Origin of the sequence: Vibrio algarum, from assembly GCF_028204155.1 — a bacterium.
GTDB classification, from domain to species: Bacteria; Pseudomonadota; Gammaproteobacteria; order Enterobacterales; family Vibrionaceae; genus Vibrio; species Vibrio algarum.
The window spans coordinates 2,068,973-2,090,192 of sequence record NZ_JAQLOI010000001.1; the positions used below are offsets into that span (position 1 = coordinate 2,068,973).

General features: G+C 41.2%; 11 protein-coding genes and 3 pseudogenes. 8 read left to right on the plus strand and 6 right to left on the minus strand.

Going from position 1 to position 21,220, the window contains the following annotated elements:
* Positions 1-92 precede the first annotated feature (92 nt).
* A complete protein-coding gene (locus PGX00_RS09795) occupies positions 93-422 on the plus strand; it encodes a TusE/DsrC/DsvC family sulfur relay protein (RefSeq protein WP_272135713.1) in 330 nt (109 codons plus the stop codon).
* A gap of 22 nt (positions 423-444) precedes the next feature.
* Here the strand turns inward: PGX00_RS09795 and yccX are convergent, their stop codons facing one another.
* A complete protein-coding gene (gene yccX / locus PGX00_RS09800; RefSeq protein WP_272135715.1) occupies positions 445-720 on the minus strand; it encodes an acylphosphatase in 276 nt (91 codons plus the stop codon).
* 239 nt (positions 721-959) lie between these two features.
* On the opposite strand from yccX, the pseudogene PGX00_RS09805 reads away from it, so the two are divergent.
* Both PGX00_RS09805 and PGX00_RS09810 read left to right on the plus strand, forming a co-directional pair.
* Positions 960-2,152 (plus strand): annotated as a pseudogene (locus PGX00_RS09805) (class I SAM-dependent methyltransferase).
* Positions 2,153-2,611: 459 nt separating this feature from the next.
* Positions 2,612-3,226, plus strand: coding sequence for an OmpA family protein (locus PGX00_RS09810; RefSeq protein ID WP_272135717.1), 615 nt, complete (start codon positions 2,612-2,614; stop codon positions 3,224-3,226).
* A gap of 104 nt (positions 3,227-3,330) precedes the next feature.
* Here PGX00_RS09810 and tnpA read toward each other — a convergent pair.
* Together tnpA and PGX00_RS09815 are read right to left on the minus strand one after the other, a co-directional pair.
* Positions 3,331-3,648, minus strand: a pseudogene (gene tnpA / locus PGX00_RS22910) (IS200/IS605 family transposase); the annotation flags it as partial.
* Positions 3,649-3,845: 197 nt separating this feature from the next.
* Positions 3,846-13,415, minus strand: a complete 9,570-nt coding sequence (locus tag PGX00_RS09815) for an Ig-like domain-containing protein (protein ID WP_272135719.1) — start codon at positions 13,413-13,415, stop codon at positions 3,846-3,848.
* Between the two features lie 487 nt (positions 13,416-13,902).
* On the opposite strand from PGX00_RS09815, the gene PGX00_RS09820 reads away from it, so the two are divergent.
* The 3 genes from PGX00_RS09820 to PGX00_RS09830 all read left to right on the plus strand — a co-directional run bounded on the left by PGX00_RS09820 (position 13,903) and on the right by PGX00_RS09830 (position 16,445).
* A complete protein-coding gene (locus PGX00_RS09820; protein ID WP_272138015.1) occupies positions 13,903-15,165 on the plus strand; it encodes a TolC family outer membrane protein in 1,263 nt (420 codons plus the stop codon).
* An 11-nt stretch (positions 15,166-15,176) separates the two neighbouring features.
* Positions 15,177-15,788, plus strand: a complete 612-nt coding sequence (locus PGX00_RS09825; protein WP_272135721.1) for an OmpA family protein — start codon at positions 15,177-15,179, stop codon at positions 15,786-15,788.
* 165 nt (positions 15,789-15,953) lie between these two features.
* A complete protein-coding gene (locus PGX00_RS09830; protein WP_272135724.1) occupies positions 15,954-16,445 on the plus strand; it encodes a C40 family peptidase in 492 nt (163 codons plus the stop codon).
* Here PGX00_RS09830 and PGX00_RS09835 read toward each other — a convergent pair.
* Positions 16,442-16,785: pseudogene (locus tag PGX00_RS09835) on the minus strand (DUF3802 family protein). The gene PGX00_RS09830 and the pseudogene PGX00_RS09835 overlap by 4 nt on opposite strands.
* Positions 16,786-17,100: 315 nt before the next feature.
* On the opposite strand from PGX00_RS09835, the gene PGX00_RS09840 reads away from it, so the two are divergent.
* Positions 17,101-17,970: a fructosamine kinase family protein gene (locus tag PGX00_RS09840; RefSeq protein WP_272135726.1), complete on the plus strand. Its 870-nt coding sequence runs from the start codon at positions 17,101-17,103 to the stop codon at positions 17,968-17,970.
* Here PGX00_RS09840 and PGX00_RS09845 read toward each other — a convergent pair.
* Entirely contained in the window at positions 17,958-18,569 is a 612-nt protein-coding gene (locus PGX00_RS09845) for a riboflavin synthase subunit alpha (RefSeq protein WP_272135728.1), read from the minus strand. The two genes, PGX00_RS09840 and PGX00_RS09845, sit on opposite strands and share 13 nt — an antisense overlap.
* A 177-nt stretch (positions 18,570-18,746) precedes the next feature.
* On the opposite strand from PGX00_RS09845, the gene PGX00_RS09850 reads away from it, so the two are divergent.
* Positions 18,747-20,117, plus strand: coding sequence for an MATE family efflux transporter (locus PGX00_RS09850; protein ID WP_272135730.1), 1,371 nt, complete (start codon positions 18,747-18,749; stop codon positions 20,115-20,117).
* 69 nt (positions 20,118-20,186) lie between these two features.
* Here the strand turns inward: PGX00_RS09850 and PGX00_RS09855 are convergent, their stop codons facing one another.
* The gene (locus PGX00_RS09855) at positions 20,187-21,059 is read right to left on the minus strand and encodes a DNA ligase (protein ID WP_272135732.1); all 873 of its coding nucleotides are present in this window, start codon (positions 21,057-21,059) and stop codon (positions 20,187-20,189) included.
* Between the last annotated feature and the right edge of the window lie 161 nt (positions 21,060-21,220).

The following is a 21,220-nucleotide window of genomic DNA, read 5'->3' on the forward strand; positions in this document are numbered from 1 at the left end:
TGACAATATTTTAAAAGCCCAGATTAATCTGGGCTTTTTTGTTTCTTAAAAAAACGGTATCTTTACTTGAAATAAATACCATCGGAAAACAGATGTTCGAATATAACGGCAAACAAATCCAAACTGACTCACAAGGCTACCTGCTTAACTTTGATGAATGGGAACCGGGAATGATAGACATTCTTGCCAAAGACGAAGGCATTGAGATAACAAATGCTCATATGGAAGTGATATTTTTTGTTCGCACTTTTTATGAAGAATTTAACACATCCCCTGCTATTAGGATGTTGGTAAAAGCCATCGCAAAAGAACACGGGCCAGAGAAAGGAAATAGCAAATACCTATTTAAACTCTTCCGTAAAGGCCCTGCAAAACAAGCAACAAAGTTGGCTGGTTTGCCAAAGCCGGCTAAATGCTTGTAAAGTCATAACATTGCCGTCTGGCTTAATACTCTATTCTGAAACCTTGGTGGGCCTTAAATTCAACTTGCTCGGACACCAAGTTGTTTACTACTGATGATCTAGGACCTTTTTTAAGCCATTCATGCAGCGATTCAACAAGAACTTCATCGCCACAGGCAATCACTTCAACATCACCATTATTTAAGTTCTTTGCGTAGCCCGTTATTCCTCTTTTGTTTCCCTCATGGCAAGTGTAGTACCGAAACCCAACGCCTTGGACAACGCCAGAAACAATAAACTTCATACAAATCTTAGCCATATCTATATCTCCGTACAGAGTAAGTAAGAGGTGTTACTATTATTAGAATATCATATCAATTGCATAAATTATGTCACTCAATAGCGATAGATACACCCATTTAATTGAAGCATCTTTGCATGTTTAAGACATCGAGCATAATGCTCTATGTAATTACTCTGCTTTCCTCTCTTTCTTAGTTGATTTTCTAATTACAATTCACCACAATACCGCTCCTTCACAAATATTCGGGAAACACCATGACTGCTGCAATCTACCTTGAAAAAGGCCGAGACAAATCTTTACGACGTAAACACCCTTGGATTTTTTCCCGTGGCGTACATAAAGTAGAAGGTGAACCTGAAGTCGGTGAAACGATAAATGTTCTTGCTCATAATGGCGAATTTTTGGCCAAAGCAGCCTATTCTCCCCAATCACAAATTCGTGCCCGTGTTTGGAGTTTTGAAAAAGAAGAAATTAACACTCAGTTTTTCATCAAACGTCTACAACAGGCTCAATTACTTAGAGAAGACATCATCGAACGAGATGGCCTAACTGGTTATCGCCTCGTCGCTTCTGAGTCAGATGGCCTACCTGGAATCACTATCGACAAATATCAGAGCTTTCTTGTTTGTCAGTTATTAAGCGCTGGTGCTGAATACAATAAAAAGCATCTAGTCGATGCCTTAGTAGCCTGTTTTCCCGACTGTAGTATTTACGAACGCTCAGATGTGGCTGTACGTAAAAAAGAAGGCTTATCAGAAACAATGGGCGTACTCCACGGTGATGTCCCGCCTGAGTCGGTAGTTATAGAAGAAAACGGCGTAAAGATCAGCGTTGATATTACTAACGGACATAAAACAGGATTTTATTTAGACCAACGCGATAGTCGTCAACGGTCAATGAAATATGTTAAAAACAAAGACGTGCTCAACTGTTTCTCCTATACCGGTGGTTTTGGTCTTTACGCTTTAAAAGGTGGCGCGAAACGTGTAATTAACGCGGACGTATCTCAACCTGCACTCGATACAGCAAAAAAAATGCAGAATTAAACGAGTTCGACATTTCTAAAAAACGGGCTGTATTCCTTAATGCTGACGTATTTAAACTATTACGCGAATACCGAGACCAAGGGACCAAATTTGATGTTGTAATAATGGACCCACCTAAGTTTATCAGTAGCCGTCAAAACATAACTTCAGGTGCTAAGGGTTACAAAGACATCAACATGCTTGCAATGCAGATCCTAAACCCGGGTGGTACGTTATTAACCTATTCTTGTTCTGGTTTAATGAGCGCAGACTTATTCCAAAAAGTGATAGCTGATGCTGCAGTAGATTCTGGTCGTAGTGTCAAATTTGTTGAACGTTTTGAACAAGCTGCCGACCATGTTATCGACAGCGCCTATCCTGAAGGTTTTTACTTAAAAGGCTTCGCTTGTAAAGTCCTCTAATTAAATAGGCACTTCGTACAAGTGCCTTCCACCCTTTCGAACGTTATTAACGACATCTCATTGCTCATCATTTCAGACTTTTTGATTTTTCTCCTGCGCTCAATCAGTCATTCAACCAAAGGTTAATCACGTTACTGACTGTTCTCGCAACAACTTTGCCATAACAACACTCCTCTTCTAAACTATTATTTAACGAACAGCTTACATTAAGACCCCACAGTTAGATCCTTATCGGCAATACCTGTTTTTTTTGGTTTGTACCAAACCCGAGTGATGCACAGATACATAGATTATTTCTGTGGTCACATGTTGTTGATGTGGTGCCTCGTCATTCCAGTGGATACGGGAATCTCGTTGGTACTAGGCCTCCACTTTCGTGGGGATGACGAAAGTAGCGATTAGACAATGGATATTTAAATAGGGCCATTCGTCCTTCACAAGAATGACAAAGAGGTAACCATGGATAAAAAAATTTGTAGTGTATCGATAATTATTGCTTTGTTTTCTGCTTCTTCGGTACTTGCAGAAGATGAGTTTGCTTACAGAGCGACGCCTGTAGCAAACCAAATTTCGGATTTGATAGATGACGACAGAGATGGCGTTATTAATGCGAGAGATATCTGCCCTGACACCCCCGAAAACGCCTTTATTGATAACGATGGGTGTGAAGAGTACCTCGACCAAGAAGAAAACTTAGAACTAAAAATTCTGTTTGAACATAACTCAGCCCAAATTAGCCCTGCCTTTTTGGGTGAGATTAGTACCATGGCGGAATTTTTAGAAAAATATCCCGAAACATCCGTAGAACTGCAAGGGCATACAAGTGTTGTTGGTGACGCCGACTATAATCTGAAACTTTCTGAATCACGTGCACTAGAAGTTCAAAAAGAGTTAGTCTCCTCTGGTGTGAGCATGTCAAGGGTTAGGATTGTAGGCTATGGTGAAGCAAAAGTCGTGGATGGAAATGATTCACCGGTGTCACATGCCGTAAACAGAAGAGTGGTCGCTCGTGTCGTTGGGTATGATAAAGATATCATTGAAGAGTGGACGATTTTTAGTAAACGTAGGAAATAGAGGTTTGTAGTAAATAGTAGTAAAAAGCCGCCTGCTATACTTGGTGGAGTTGGCACAGTCGCCTAAAAGGCGGCTAACCCAAATTGCATACCTGCGCAGTATTCTTAATTCGACCTTATCGAATCAACAAAATAGCTTTGTTGCCAAAAATGGTTTTCCCATAACTTATTCTTTCTTAAGTACCGTGATTTAGAAAATAATTTAATTGCTACCCATCCTTTCACATATTCTACGTACTATTATGCCGACAAATTTGGTAATAAGCGGACGACTATATGTATATGATCTATCTAAACGTTTAGCTCTATTATCTTACATTTATCCATACTCGAAAACACGTTGACACTTCGGTATATCTCTTTGGCAACATTAACTTTTAATGCCTTAAACCTATATTTAGGCCTCAATACTATGTGGCATTGGCAACGATAAAAAACATGCTAACTAGATTCACATCTGTATACATTATTAGTTTTCTCCGTTTATTTAGCCACAAATCAAACGTATTTTTAACATGGGCATTCCTCGGGCATAGTTCTAAAGAACGATAACCATCTTAATAGAAGGTAGTTTAAGACTGACAATAAAAAAGGGCTCTTAAGAGCCCCTTTCTGATTGTTTAGTCGTGGATAACCGGTTTGATCAATGTATTTAAAAAGTCTAGGTGATTCTCAGAACTATCAAAGTCTGATCTCACATTGTCAATGAAAATGGTCTGTGTTCCACCTGCATGAATTACGTTAATGTCTACGCCTTGACCATGAGATGACACACTGACGGTGTCTAATAGTTTGTCTATTGTACCATCGTCTTTTATGTCTATAAGATCACCGAGATAAATTTTGTCTTTCCCAAATTCAAAGTCATGTATAGTATCTTTTTCATCATTTCCACTACCCGCTGTTTTAGAATCCCAAACAAAAATATCTACACCATCATCGATATCATCATCTTTTTGACCTTTTTCACCATTTGGAATTACTCCACCATACAAGCTATCATGACCTAAACCGCCAACAAGAATATCGCTCCCTAACCCACCGTATAAATCATCATTGCCGTCTTTACCATCAATATAATCGTTACCATTGCCACCAACTAACTGTGGTGAGGGATCTCCTTGACCCTGACCATTTCCGTTATCGTGTGCTTCAGTACCTTCAATATAATTATAGTAATTACTAGCAGGTGCAACTTGAACCGAACTTACCGCCGTATTAGAGACATTGTCCGACATATCAAATACCGATATCTCAATATTTCGCTCTGAAGATATTGGGCTTATTGTACCAAACATGACGTCTTTTAAAACCAATTCGAAGTCGTCTGGCGATGCTCCCGTTTCATTGGTCAATAGCCATGTGTTCGCTCCTGACTCTTCAAACACAAAACCTTCGGGCAAATCATTAGGATCGATAGAGAGCGCATCTCCAAATTCACCATTGGTAAGGACAAATTGCACGCGGCGGATATTCCCATCATCGGTAATGGAAACATCACTATCAACGATTCCAACAAGAGAACCTTCATTGCTTATAACTTGGTAACCTGAATTTACGCTATCGTAATTTGGACGTAGTGTGACCACTAAATCATCATAATCTAGTCCACCGCCATCCTCTATTTCAATTAAAATAGAGCCATTTTCATCAATGTTTGTCACTCTGAAATTAGCAGAACCGCTGTCTTCGTCATGAGATAAAAAGACATTGTCAAATGACGTATTGCCATAGACCAAGTCGCCAGAATCATTGAAGCTAAGGCTATCTCCTGGATTAGCATTTACTGCAGACGTAAGAGACAGTGCCCCATTAGCAATTAAGAAATAATGAACATCTGAATTTGGTAGCTCCAATAATACCCCTTCGTTAGGAGCATTTGGACCACGAGAATCATCAATCAACAATTGTGGGTTTACTGGGTTTCCCTCGCTATCGAGAGTATAGTAACCAAACACGTTATGATACGCTGCACTAGAACCATTAAAGTCGAGTTGATAATCAAGTCCACTCAAGTCAATAATTGGTGCGATATTATCATTTATCGTTACTTCATTGTCCGTGCTGTCAGAGGTAACATTACCGACTTTGTCTGTCGTTTGAACCTCAACATCATACACTCCGCTAACAAGGTTGTCGCTAACGCCTAACGACCATTTACCACCTGCAGATACCGTTAACTCATTGTCAGTTCCAAGAACGTAAGTCTTGCCATTCACTGTGACTTTTAATCCGCCTTGCGCATCTGAATCGTCATATGTTCCTGTAATCGTTGGTGTCACATCATAAGTGTCCAATGTATCAACGGTAGGAGTATCCGGGGCTAACGTGTCGACAGTAAGCGACAGCGTGTTGCTATCTGTACCATTGTTACCCGATAGGTCTTGATAATCTTGCCCGACGACAGATATTTCCACTGTTTCATCTAGATTATTAGCAGGGCTGAACTCTGCATACCAAACGCTTGGATTAGCGTCGTCTTGTACGAGATTGCTCACTGCACCACCGCTGTTAGAAACATTTATATCTTCTATCTCCAAGCCACTAACCGCTTCACTGAACGTCAGTGTTAATGCAATAATATCGCCTTGTTTAACTATTGATGAATCCGATGTAATTGCAACGCTTGGTGCAATATCGTCTTTATTTACAAGAGACTCTCCTACCGTAACAGTAGCAACTGAGTCGCTTGCGTTTCCATCATTATCTATTGCTCGATACGTAAATGAATCCGATACATTAGCCGAAATAACGTCTATCCCAATCAAAACAATATTTGAATCAGCACCAACAACAGCGTTTTGTTCATTACCTTGTATAACGAACACTCTAAACTCTACAAAAGACACACCTTCTGGTGCATTTATAGTAGGGCTAAAGTTACCCGTACCGTCATAAACGGCATCGTTTGTATCATCATCAAAACTATAACGATGTTCGTTACCTTCTGTATCAATAGCGATAACTTCAATCTGCGCGTCTTTCTGATTGTTATCTTTATCGTAATGATTCCATATACTGCCAAAGTGCAATTGAGCGGAATTAATTGATGCATTCGCAGCAGTGTAATCTACAGAAATGAATTCCTTAGCAGTAACATTGATCTCGTTCCCGTTTACACCAAACCCAAGTTCTGGTTTGCTTGATGTACCCGCGTCATACGTAATATCAGCGTCATAATTCAAATCTGTATCATTAGTTGGTGCTTGACCAGAGAACGTACCAGCTTTAATAGAAACCAAGGAGTTAGGTATAACAAGTTCTGGAGTGTCACCACTTACACTATCTGCATAATTCTGTGCAGAAAAACTTAATTTACCAGCGATAGTTACAGCATCATCTTGTACATAGTTGTACTCTGTTTGCTCGGTAGGATTACTGCCTTGATCCGTCACTTGCTCTAACTGACCATATCTAGGGCCAGATACAACTTCAACATTTACTGGTAGGCCATCAAGATCATCTTCAAAGTCTTTTACATAGGATTCATCGGTAGTTGACTGCCCATCATCAAACGTGAAGTTACCTTCTGGTGTAATTTCAAAATCTGTTACTGTCGGGTTAACAAGATCAATAGTTACACCATCTCTGAATTGAAGCTCTTCAAATTCTCGAAGTATATTTGTATCGCCCACTACGCCATTCACGGTATTTTCAGTAACAACGACTTCACCTTGCGCGTTTCGACTTATGGTTACTTCATCAGAATTAAGGTTAAATACCGCTGTATCGTCCCCTGCACCTCCATCAATAACAACGCGATCATTAGCATCGTCATCGTTAATTTGAATCGTATCATCTCCCTCACCTAACAACGCATAGTCATCTGAAGCTTCGGTTTCTGTGTTAACCCAATTACCGTGGAAGTAATGAACTTTTTCAGTAGAATCGCTGCTATTACCAACTTCATCTACCTGAATAGCGTGAATCAAATCGTTATCGTTAGTTCCAAAGTTCTTGACATCACTTGAGTTAAAGGTCCAACTCCAAGTACCGTCTGCAGTTACAACAATAGCAGTGCTGCCGTTGACTGGTTCCTTTCCAGCTTCTTGACCGCGGTCCACCGTTTCGTCAAACAACAGAATAGTTGACCCAGGCTCACCTGTTCCGGAAATGGTTACCACGCTATAGTCGCTAGCCACGGAGTCGTCCGCGATGTTTGTTATGGCTGGTGGGGGTGACGATACAGTGTCTTTTTCTACCGTGTCGCTGAACACCGTGTCCGATGGTTCACTGTCTTGCGCGACATTACCATCTTGGTCGGTAAAGCTAGCGTTCGCGGTTAACGTACCGTCCGCGAGGTCACTCACGTCCACACCTTCGATGGTGTAACTGTTGTTGCCGTTGTCCGTTACCGTGTAATCGATGCCGTCCACACGCGCCACCCACTGGTCACTCACTTCAACCAAAGTCAGCGCTATCTTACCTGTACTTGAATCCGTTACTTCTAACCCGCTTACGCCAGACAAACCATTAGTGGTGCCTTCACCTAAGGTCAAGGTGATGTTCGCATTTTCAGTGCCGCTTATCAGCTCGTTGCCCGACTCGTCCGTCAATGCGATGCTTGGGCCTGCTATTTCGCTGCCTTGATCGTCGCCATCGTTACCGTATTCGGTGTCTTTCTCGACTGTATCGCTGAACACCGTGTCCGATGGTTCACTGTCTTGCGCGACATTACCATCTTGGTCGGTAAAGCTAGCGTTCGCGGTTAAGGTACCGTCCGCGAGATCACTCACGTCCACACCTTCGATGGTGTAACTGTTGTTGCCGTTGTCCGTTACCGTGTAATCGGTGCCGTCCACACGCGCCACCCACTGGTCGCTCACTTCAACCAAAGTCAGCGCTATCTTACCTGTGCTTGAATCCGTTACTTCTAATCCGCTTACGCCAGACAAGCCATTCGTGGTGCCTTCACCTAAGGTCAAGGTGATGTTCGCATTTTCAGTGCCGCTTATCAGCTCGTTGCCCGACTCGTCCGTCAATGCGATGCTTGGGCCTGCTATTTCGCTGCCTTGATCGTCGCCATCATCACCGTATTCGGTGTCTTTCTCGACTGTATCGCTGAACACCGTGTCCGATGGTTCACTGTCTTGCGCGACATTGCCATCTTGGTCGGTAAAGCTAGCGTTCGCGGTTAAGGTACCGTCCGCGAGGTCACTCACGTCCACACCTTCGATGGTGTAACTGTTGTTGCCGTTGTCCGTTACCGTGTAATCGGTGCCGTCCACACGCGCCACCCACTGGTCACTCACTTCAACCAAAGTCAGCGCTATCTTACCTGTACTTGAATCCGTTACTTCTAACCCGCTTACGCCAGACAAACCATTAGTGGTGCCTTCACCTAAGGTCAAGGTGATGTTCGCATTTTCAGCGCCGCTTATCAGCTCGTTGCCCGACTCGTCCGTCAATGCGATGCTTGGGCCTGCTATTTCGCTGCCTTGATCGTCGCCATCGTTGCCGTATTCGGTGTCTTTCTCGACTGTATCGCTGAACACCGTGTCCGATGGTTCACTGTCTTGCGCGACATTGCCATCTTGGTCGGTAAAGCTAGCGTTCGCGGTTAAGGTACCGTCCGCGAGGTCACTCACGTCCACACCTTCGATGGTGTAACTGTTGTTGCCGTTGTCCGTTACCGTGTAATCGGTGCCGTCCACACGCGCCACCCACTGGTCACTCACTTCAACCAAAGTCAGCGCTATCTTACCTGTGCTTGAATCCGTTACTTCTAACCCGCTTACGCCAGACAAGCCATTAGTGGTGCCTTCACCTAAGGTCAAGGTGATGTTCGCATTTTCAGTGCCGCTTATCAGCTCGTTGCCCGACTCGTCCGTCAATGCGATGCTTGGGCCTGCTATTTCGCTGCCTTGATCGTCGCCATCGTTACCGTAAATCTCATCAACATCCAATTCACTTAACACAACGTCAACCTGAGCAACGCCACCAGCACCATCTTCTGCCATAATGACTAATTCGTGCACATTCAGTTGGCTTGCATCTTCATAGTTGTTCGCTGCAGCTTCAGCTCCTGTCGTAGTTAAGGTAATTTGACCAGCCGCATTAATTGCAAACCAACCATAGGTGTTGCCACCCGTTATCGTGTATTCAACCGAATCACCATCGAGATCTTGAGCTTCTACAGTACCAATTACATCACCAGCTAGGCTGTTCTCGTTATAGGCGAAATTGTAACCTTCGTCTGTATATTCAGGAGAATCGCCTATAAATTCAGGAGCACTATTTGCTTCCAGTACAGTCAAATTGAAGGTAGTTGTAGATTCTGGTCCAAATTGACCATCTGATTCTTCTGAGTAGGCAGTAACCGTTATTTCATAGGTTTCGGCACTGTCACCTGGTACTTCAACACGTAAAGTATCAAGGTTCAATGCTGATATATCGTAGTTGCCTTCACTATTTGCAGTGGCTGTATTTCCGTCACCATCGGTTACAGTACTTCCCGCAGGTAGACCAGAAAGCTCAACATGTAGTTGTTCTGACGGGTCAGTTACAGAGGCACTAATTGGGTTAAGGTTAATTGAAGACCCTTCATATCCAGTGTTAACTAACGAAGTCACACTAATATCATCAAGTAACGCCCCATAGGTGTCATTGGAATTAACGTCGCCGCTTTCAAATACTAATTTGTAGTTACTTCCTTCACCTTCAGGTATGGCAAAAGTGACCTTTCCGGTCTCCCAATTTTTTGGTTCAGAGGGGTCAAACACATAAAGAAGTTGCTCGACCTCTTTTCCGTCAATGGTATAAACAAGTTTTAATGTTGCGTCAGAATCGGTATCTGAGTTGATACGACGAGCGGCTATATCAAAATCAATTTGGAATGTATCTCCCGCCTGTAATTCAGCGGATTCGTTGAAAGTGGCGGTTAGTGTACGGTCACCTTTATCACCTTCGAGTTCCATAATTTGATCAGTATTCGAACCAGCACCGTAAGTGCTCGCTTTACCTACTTCGAATAAACTGTCTGTATTATCTGTTCCCCACGTTAAAGCAGAACCTTCAGGGTTGTATGCACTCGCTTCTCCCGAGCTTGTCCAAGAACTACCACTTAAGTTGATTTTCTCAAAATCGATTGTAGAGCTAATGCTTGGTGTTGAATCAAGAGAAAGTATTACCGCATCGGCTACTGGATCAATATCAAACTGGATAGTATGAGTGTCACTCAATAACTCTCCATCACTCACTTGAAACTCAAAACTGGCGTAATCAGTACCGCTTTCGTTTTCGCCGCCTTGATAAGTTAATAAGCTTATATTTTCAGCTGAAATATCTAAACCACCGCTAGGTAGTGACGTAATTTCCTCACCATCGTAGTAAAGGATGCCTTCTTCTGGCAATTCCGTGATCTTAATAAAACTTAGTGTGTCACCTTCATCTACATCTCTAAAACCAAAGTCTCCAGCAGTAAATTGATAGGCGTTATCTTCATCAACAACCAATTTATTATCGGATGCAGTCGGCGCTTCATTAAGATCATTCACATTTAATGTCGTGTCTGCAGAATCTAAAACCTCATCACTGATGGTTTCGTCTTTAATATCTACCGTTACGTCCATACTTGACAGTGTTTCAAAATCAAGTTCAACACCCGCTTTTAGGTGTAATTCGAAGACGCCGTCGGATACCTCAACAATAGTAAAGTTGTCTGCATCCGCGCCTGATAATGAGAGTTCATTTTCACCAAGACCATCGTCCGATATTTCGATGTCTGCGATTTTTATGCTCGTCTCTGTCGAGCTGTTTTCGTCTATGTTTGTGACAATGTTTGAAAGTGAAACCGTCGGCGCTTCATTAAGATCATTCACATCCAGTGTCGTGTCGGCGGAATCTAAAACCTCATCACTGATGGTTTCGTCTTTAATATCTACCGTTACGTCCATACTTGACAGTGTTTCAAAATCAAGTTCAACACCCGATTTTAGGTGCAATTCGAAGACGCCGTCGGATACCTCAACAATAATAAAGTTGTCTGCATCCGCACCTGATAATGAGAGTTCATTTTCACCAAGACCATCGTCCGATATTTCGATGTCTGCGATTTTTATGCTCGTCTCTGTCGAGCTGTTTTCGTCTATGTTTGTGACAATGTTTGAAAGTGAAACCGTCGGCGCTTCATTAAGATCATTCACATCCAGTGTCGTGTCGGCGGAATCTAAAACCTCATCACTGATGGTTTCGTCTTTAATATCTACCGTTACGTCCATACTTGACAGTGTTTCAAAATCAAGTTCAACACCCGCTTTTAGGTGCAATTCGAAGACGCCGTCGGATACCTCAACAATAATAAAGTTGTCTGCATCCACACCTGACAATGAGAGTTCATTTTCACCAAGACCATCGTCCGATATTTCGATGTCGGCGATTTTTATACTCGTCTCTGTCGAGCTGTTTTCGTCTATGTTTGTGACAATGTTTGAAAGTGAAACCGTCGGCGCTTCATTAATGTCATTGACATCAAGTGTCATCGAGTCGTTGTCAAGCGGGCTATCACTAAGCCCTGCATCACTAATTTCAACAGTCACGTCCATACTTGAAAGGGATTCAAAGTCGAGTGTTACACCTGCTTTTAAATGTAATTCAAAGACACCGTCGGATACCTCAACAATAACGAAATTATCTGCATCCGCACCTGATAATGAGAGTTCATTTTCACCAAGACCATCGTCCGATATTTCGATGTCGGCGATTTTTATGCTCGTCTCTGTCGAGCTGTTTTCGTCTATGTTTATGACAATGTTTGAAAGTGAAACCGTCGGCGCTTCATTAAGATCATTCACATCCAGTGTCGTGTCGGCGGAATCTAAAACCTCATCACTGATGGTTTCGTCTTTAATATCTACCGTTACGTCCATACTTGACAGTGTTTCAAAATCAAGTTCAACACCCGCTTTTAGGTGCAATTCGAAGACGCCGTCGGATACCTCAACAATAACGAAATTATCTGCATCCGCACCTGATAATGAGAGTTCATTTTCACCAAGACCATCGTCCGATATTTCGATGTCTGCGATTTTTATGCTCGTCTCTGTCGAGCTGTTTTCGTCTATGTTTGTGACAATGTTTGAAAGTGAAACCGTCGGCGCTTCATTAAGATCATTCACATCCAGTGTCGTGTCGACGGAATCTAAAACCTCATCACTGATGGTTTCGTCTTTAATATCTACCGTTACGTCCATACTTGACAGTGTTTCAAAATCAAGTTCAACACCCGCTTTTAGGTGTAATTCGAAGACGCCGTCGGATACCTCAACAATAATAAAGTTGTCTGCATCCACACCTGATAATGAGAGTTCATTTTCACCAAGACCATCGTCCGATATTTCGATATCGGCGATTTTTATACTCGTCTCTGTCGAGCTGTTTTCGTCTATGTTTGTGACAATGTTTGAAAGTGAAACCGTCGGCGCTTCATTAATGTCATTGACATCAAGTGTCATCGAGTCGTTGTCAAGCGGGCTATCACTAAGCCCTGCATCACTAACTTCAACAGTCACGTCCATACTTGAAAGGGTTTCAAAGTCGAGTGTTACACCTGCTTTTAAATGTAATTCAAAGACACCGTCAGATACCTCAACAATAACGAAATTATCTGCATCCGCACCTGATAGAGATAATACATTAGTACCTTGTTGGTCATCGGTTATGTCGATATCGGCTACGCGAATTGTTCCTGTAGTTGAAGTATTTTCATCGAGGCTTTCTACTAAATTCGATAATGTGACTGTTGGAGCTTGATTGATAAATTGCTGAAGTAACTGAAGAGACTGTGTTCTAGAAAGCCCCTGTGACTCAATACCTGTAGTATCAAAAGCGGTAGATGCCATTACTGCTAACGCATCTCTCGATACAACAGCCATCGGAGTTGCAGAAGAACCCTCCGATAAACCGGCAGCAGTTGCAAACTCTTCGCCCAACTGGGTCGGATCTTGCCCTTCAGCAATCTGCGCGAAAATTTGATCTATTTCGTTTTGAGCATCTATTGGCGCTCTGTTGCCATCTTCTTCAACTAGTTCCGCTTGGATCACCGCATCAGACATCATCGGGGAATCCCCTTTAGTCAATAGGACCTCTCCCGGTTTAGCGTCTTGAATATCGGTAATCGTTTTAAGATTTCCGTTTTTATCGATAACAATAAAGTATTTGCTACCTGCGATAGCGCCAATAAGTGCGTTCATTCGTTGTTCCTTTCTAAGCAATCTGGCAATATATATGCCAACGATTGAATATAAGACAATTCTAAAATTGGTATCTTGCAACATTAAAATTTAGCAGTAAAATGGAACCAAGGCCACAAAGTGACAGGTAAAATGCAACACATCGCAACCTTTTTTATCTATTTATTAAATGTGAGATAGAAAAGCTTCCTAAATTTTGATTAATCACGCCATTATCGACTAAAATCAGCAAATTAAAGAGACGCAACGCTCTACCAAAAACCAAAAATATTCTAACGATTTACAAAAAAATACCGCTAAAACCACATTTAACTGTTAAAATATTTTTAATAATTTGTATTAATGAGATATTGGCCGTTAAATTACTCATTTATCTTGATATTCTCATATTTAAGACGGCTTTTCGTGGATATAATAACGCTATTAAAATGTAGGAGAACAAATTTTGAAAAGGATTCGTTTAGCGACTCTCGCTGCCTGTGTCGCAATGAGTTTACCTGCCCATAGCCAATCGTTGGAACAAGCGATAGCAATAACTCTCGCCTCAAACCCAGAAATTAAAAGTTCATTTAATGATTATAAGAGCTATGTAGAGCAACGCAGATCGTCGGGAGGTAACTATCTTCCAACGGTAGATCTTGACGCAGGTGTTGGTTACGAGAGGGTTAACCCTGCAACGGGTGATACCACTGAACTAACGAGAAAAGATGCGACCTTAAGCCTTACTCAATTACTTTGGGATGGTTCCTCAACGCTTAATGACATGGATAGAACGGCAGCTGAAGCCGAGTCAATGCGTTTTCAATTAATTGCAGACGCACAAGATAAAGCGTTAGAAGTGTCTGATGTCTATTTAGATGCGGTTAAAGCAAAAGAAGTGCTAAAACTTTCTGAAGACAACTTAAAAACCCATAAACGTATATACAAAGATATCAAACGACGCGTTGATTCGGGTATCGGGTCTACAGCCGATCTATCTCAAGTAGAAGCACGTTTAGCTAACGCACACAGTAATTTGCTTGCTGCTCAAAACAATATTTTTGATACACACACCCAATTTACTCGCATAGTAGGACAAACCCCCCAGGGTTTAGTTTTTCCTAGAGCAGACCAAGATTCACTACCACTATCTCTTGAGCAAGCCAACAAAATAGCGGATGAAAACCATCCTGTTATTAAGGTTGCAGCTTCAGATGTAGAAGCGGCAAAATACCAGTACAAGCAAGCTGAGGGTACTAACTACCCAACATTTTCTATTGAAGCAGCCCAAACTTGGTACGATGATGCTGCCGGTGAAGTAGGAAATAGAGACGAATTATCGGCAATGCTACGTATGCGTTATAACCTCTACAACGGTGGCTCTGATTCTGCGGATCAAGATAGAATGGCGTATCAACTTAACAAAGCGAAAGATTTACGCGATAACTCTCATCGTCAACTTGAAGAGAGCCTCCACTTGGCATGGAGTGCGCTAGATTTAACCTTGCAACAGAAAGAGTTTTTAGCCGACCACGTCGATTCGGCTTCTGATACCGCGATCGCCTATGAAAAGCAGTATAGAATCGGTCAACGAACGTTATTAGATGTTTTAAATACAGAAAACGAATTGTTCGAGGCTCGTAAAGAATACCTGAATGCACACTTTGAAGAGCAGTATGCTAAATATCGAGTGCTTAATGCTTGCGGAATATTATTAGATTCATTGATGGTCGACACACCTGACGAATGGAATCAAGAAGCGGATTACTGAGGAGAGAATAAATGAAAAGTTCTACAATTCTGTTATCTCTGCTCACAGCTGGTTTAACACTATCGGCCCAGGCGGAAGACCAGTTTGACTATATTGAAGCACCGGTCGCTGACCAAATTGCAGATTTACAAGACGACGACAAAGATGGCGTGATTAACGCTAGAGATAAATGCTTAGACACTGTTCCTCTATCTCAAGTCGATAATGTCGGCTGTGGGGCAAAAATCAAAGCAGCCAGTGAGTTACAACTAAAAGTGTTGTTCCAAAATGATTCATCAACTATTAGCCCTGCGTTTGTTAATGAGATAGCTAGTATGTCTGGGTTTTTAAATCAATATCCTGAAACCTCGATAGAGCTGCAAGGGTATGCAAGTAAAGTTGGCAATCCGGAATATAACCTTGAGCTTTCCAAAAAGAGAGCAAATGAAGTAAAACAAAGCCTGATTGATGCCGGTGTTAGCTATAATCGAGTGAAAATAATTGGACATGGTGACTCTGATCTAATCGATACGGGCGAATCTGAACTGGCACATGCTTTAAATCGTCGTGTTGTTGCCACAGTGGTCGGATATAACAGTGAAATTCTTGAAGAGTGGACTATTTTTTCTAGAAAGAAACGATAGGCGTTATTCAATTTTAATATTAAGCTAATTTAGAGGCCCTAATGATTGTATTAGAGCCTTTTTTTAGATTAAGCTAACAATAACGGCAAGCTGAGTGGCAAATAAGCGAGTAAGATTTAATAATACTAAACTAGCTAAAAAGTAATCACCCTATAGGATGTTCTTATGTACTATAAACCACGAGCAATAATTATATTAATATCCGCTTTTTTGTTTTCCGCATGCTCTAGCCACAAACAAAGTAACGCCCCATCAACACTTGCTAATTCAGCTCAATCCATTTTTATAAAAGAAAGTAACTCTATATATAAGCAGCCATTCGATACGTGGCAAGGGACACCATATAAGTATGGGGGTGACAGTAAAAATGGCGTTGATTGCTCAGCGTTCGTACAAAGAATTTATTTAGAAACAGAAAATAGATATCTACCAAGAACAACATATGAACAAAGTAAGTTAGGCACTAAAATAAAGTTATCACAAGCAAAAAGCGGTGATTTAGTGTTTTTTAAAACAACCCATAAAGATAGACACGTCGGTATTTATTTAGATGACCAGCATTTCATGCACGCCTCCACATCGAAAGGAGTAATTATTTCTCGATTGAATAATCCGTACTGGGCGTCTGTTTTTTGGCAGGTTAGGCGAGTGAATTAATCGTACTTTCCTATCGCACTATCGAATAAGTTTTTCATTAGAGCGATATATTCGTCAAGAAAAGCTATCTGTTCATTGGTCGCTTTTTTCTCCAAGCCCCGGCCAATACTTCACCTAAATCAGCCATCACTAAATCGGCCTCTTTCAGAAGCTTGAACCTAACACTGGAGTGAAGTTCTGGGTTTTGATCGAATATCGCCATAATATTTGAAGCAATCATATCAGTAACAACATCTTCAACTGTCTCTTCACCAGTATCTCCATCTTTCGACGTAAATACATCCAAATTAAAAGTTAAGTGTTCTATCAGTGCTAAATATCCATCTGTGTCTACTACCACTTCTTAACCCCATCATATCGGTTGAAAAATTCATTTAAAAACGTTGTTAAATTAATAATAAGTCATTGAATTCGATGTTACCACTTATTCAGTATAACTAAAAATTGCCAACTTTAAACTACTGTCACTAATGCACGTGAACAGGTTAACGAATCAACACATTAATAAACACTATCTCTAACATAAATGGCGCAAGCTTGTTGTGTTTTTTTGAGATGAGTCAATAAGTAAACCTCTAAATCATAAAAGATTTTTCCGCTATTCTAAATTTGTTCTAGACTATTTATATTGGTAATCATCTCTATGAGGTCATCTATGTGGCAAGCAATCGCAAAACAACTGTCGGACACTCTGCTGTTTGATTTCAAAATTGCCGAAAAATCTAAATTAGATGGAGGTGATATCAGTGAGTGCTACATGATAAGTGATGGTGAACAAAGGTATTTTGTTAAATGCAATACTCGCGAATTTGTCAATAGATTCGAAGTAGAAGCAGACAACCTCAAGAAACTACGAGAAACCAACACTGTCTACGTTCCTGAGCTTGTCCATATCGGTAAAAGTAAGCACAATTCTTTTATTATTCTGAATTATCTTCCGACTAAACCATTAGATGATGAGAAATCAAGTTATGAATTTGGAGTTAAATTGGCGATGCTTCATTTGTGGGGCGAACAGAAAGAATATGGCTTCGACACCGATAATTTTATCGGTTCAACCCTACAACCCAATTCTTGGAACAAAAAATGGTCTCGCTTTTTCTCTGAACAAAGGATTGGTTGGCAATTACAATTGTTAGCAGAAAAAGGGATCAGCTTCGGTAACATCAGCGATATAGTTTCGCAAATAAATGAGCAGCTTATTAGCCACAACCCAAAACCATCTTTGCTACATGGTGATTTATGGTCTGGGAACGTAGCCAATTCGCCTTTTGGCCCCATTTGTTACGATCCCGCCTGTTATTGGGGAGATAGAGAATGCGACATCGCAATGACTGAACTGTTTGGAAGTTTAACCCCTCAGTTCTATAAAGGTTACAACAGCATATCCCCTATAGACTTGGGATACCGGGACAGAAAAAATATTTACAACCTTTACCATATACTTAACCATTGCAACTTATTTGGCGGTCATTATTTGGACGAGGCTGAACAAGTTTTGTCCACAATAACTCAAGAAAATTGATTGGCTAGCACTCGCTCTACTGTATCCACAATCGCTTGAGTTTGTGGATCGAATTCGATGTTGACTCTTTCACCCTTCTTTCTACATCCAAATAACGTTCTTTGCATCGTTTCTGGTATTAAATGGACACAAAATTCGTGTTCTCTCACTTCACCAATGGTAAGTGAACACCCGTCTATTCCAATATAGCCTTTTGCTAACACATATTTCATTTTATCTTTTTCTAAACGAAACCAAATCGTGCGATTGTTTTCACTCGTTTCAATACAACTAATCGTTGCAGTAAGGGAAATATGACCAGACATGTTATGCCCACCAATCTCATCTCCAAATTTTGCGGCTCTCTCTATGTTAACAAAATCGCCTTCGTCCAGAACTCCAAGGTTAGTATGCTGTAACGTTGCTTGCATTAGATCGAATGAAACTAAGTTGCCTTGAATTTCTGTAACGGTTAAACAGCAACCATTGTGCGCAACTGATGCGCCCCTTTTTAAACCAAAAAGCATTGAGTCTTCTAGTTCTATTATGTGAGTTTGAAAAGACGGCTTTTTAACTATTGATACAACTTTAGCGGTACCTGAAACTATTCCTGTAAACATTTGGATTTCCAATAAAATTCAGTTGCATTTAAACATTTTGGCTAAAAGTATTCCTAGCGACATAAATGTAATCTTCGTTAGATTGACATAAAGGTAATTTTACCATGGTTAACATGATGACATTTCTTTATCATGCTAGCCAGTCAGTTAATATCGAATCGTCATTTGGAGAAGTACTTGCACCGTTATAAGAAAGAAGCCAAAAAATTAATTTCACTAGCAACACCTGTTTTGCTAGCCTCTGTCGCTCAAACGGGAATGGGCTTCGTTGACACCATTATGGCAGGCGGTGTTAGTGCTACCGATATGGCCGCGGTCGCGGTCGCCTCAAGTATATGGTTTCCTACTATATTGTTTGGTGCTGGACTTTTAATGGCTCTTGTCCCTGTCGTCGCTCAACTAAACGGTGCTGGTAAAACCGACAAAGTACCATTTGAAATTTATCAAGGGTTCTGGCTGGCTTTATTTATCACTATCCCAATCGTAATCGTGTTATTACAGGCGCAAGTTATTTTGTCATGGATGGATGTTGACCCTGTAATGGCTGAAAAAACAATTGGCTATATACACGCTATCATCTGGTCTGTCCCTGCTTTCTTACTTTACCAAACGTTGCGAAGCTTTACTGATGGTATGGCTGTCACTAAACCTGCGATGATAATCGGCTTTATAGGTTTAGGAGCCAACATTCCACTTAACTGGGCTTTCGTTTACGGTAAATTTGGAATGCCTGCATTAGGTGGCGTTGGTTGTGGTGTAGCAACAGCCATCGTATTCTGGTTAATGTTTATTTCAATGTTAGTCTATATTTTGGTCTCTTCAAAACTTAAGAACGTTCATCTTTTTGCTCATACACACAAACCGGTATGGGCATCTCAAATTAGACTATTTAAACTAGGACTCCCTGTTGCTCTAGCGCTCTTTTTTGAAGTTACCCTGTTTGCGATAGTCGCTTTACTGGTTGCCCCTTTAGGTGCGACCGTAGTAGCCGCGCACCAAGTCGCAATTAACTTTTCATCGTTAGTATTTATGCTTCCGTTGAGTATAGGTGTAGCAGCTAGTATTCAGGTTGGTCACAGGTTAGGCCAAGAAAATATTGATGGTGCAAAAGTCACTTCGCACGTCGCCCTATTATTAGGTCTTAGTTGCGCCGTATTCACCGGTATTTTCACTATTTTGTTTCGTGAACAAATAACCAGCTTATACACTTCCGACCCGAGTGTGGCTGTTATTTCAACTCAGCTCCTTATTATTGCGGCAATTTATCAACTTACCGATTCCGTACAGGTCATTGCCGGTGGCATCCTTCGGGGCTACAAAGATATGAAGGCTATCTTTACCTGTACATTCATCGCTTACTGGGTGTTAGGCCTTCCTACTGGTTATGTATTAGCGGAAACAAACATCATTGTAAGTATGATGGGCGTCTACGGTTACTGGATTGGATTCATCGTTGGTTTAACGAGTGCTGCTATCATGCTCAGTGTTCGAATGCGTTGGATGCATAGGCAAAGTTCAGATATACAATTAGAATTTGCCTCTCGCTAATTTGTATTATAAAAGATATTCGCACAAGGCGTTGAGTTTCTCTTCGCCTTGTTTTTAAAAATACATGCACTATTCAGGTACTCTCACTCTCAAAAAGCGTGCGAACTTCGGCAGACCGGTGCTGGTATAACCGTTATAACGAAACGTTACCATTTCACCTAATGCTGGCGGACGCGCTCTCATTTGGTCTGAAAGACCAGATCCTACAGAAAGTATCTTCCCATCATCCAGTTGCAAAACAAGTGCCCCTACCATGCCTTGGTACTTGCCTTTACCCTCAGTAAAGTCAATGAGCCTCCCTTCTCCATCACTGTGTTTCTTGATTTTTATCGGTTTGCTTATTACATGGTTATTGCCACTGACTCTTTTTAACATTAAGCCCTCTGCTCCAGACTCCTCTGTGCTTTTTATTAATGCGTATAATTCATCATATGAAGATAAGGTTTTTTGTTCTACTAAACCAACATACTCAGATAAAGCCTCATCGACTACTTGAGTAAGTTTCGAATAGCGTTGTTTAAAACCTTCAGGGTGATTAGGTAAGTCAAACAACATAAATCGAATTTCAGACCAAGCTTTATTGTCTGGAACTTTATCTAACACCGTTTTTTGAACAACATTGAAATTTTTTCTTCCCGCCCAAAGTTCTCCTTCAACACTAAACGTGGGGAATCCTTTGGTAAACCATTCTGGCACTTCTATTTTGGTGCCCTTTCTCGTCAAAAGTACTTTCCCTGTCCACAACGCTCTAATACCGTCTAATTTTTCACTTACCCAATATTCACTAAGCATCAATTCTTCTGTTTGAAATAGTGGAAACGACAAATAGCTATGAGCAAGCGAATTAGTGGGATACGTATTTGCTAGGGATGTAGCTGTTAGCATCGTGGTTGAGATACAAGATACAAGAACTGAGGAGGGTAATGATCGCTTTATTCGCATTGTGGCGTACTCTTTCGTTTTAATGTGTAGCTAAAGAGTAACCATGTAAGGAAGTCATCTCAGATTAACAAAGATAAACTTGGATGCATTGGTTTGTTAATAAGACTAAAGCTAGTCTTTTATTAGGGAAATCAAGAAGCTCCATATAAAAAACGAGCAAG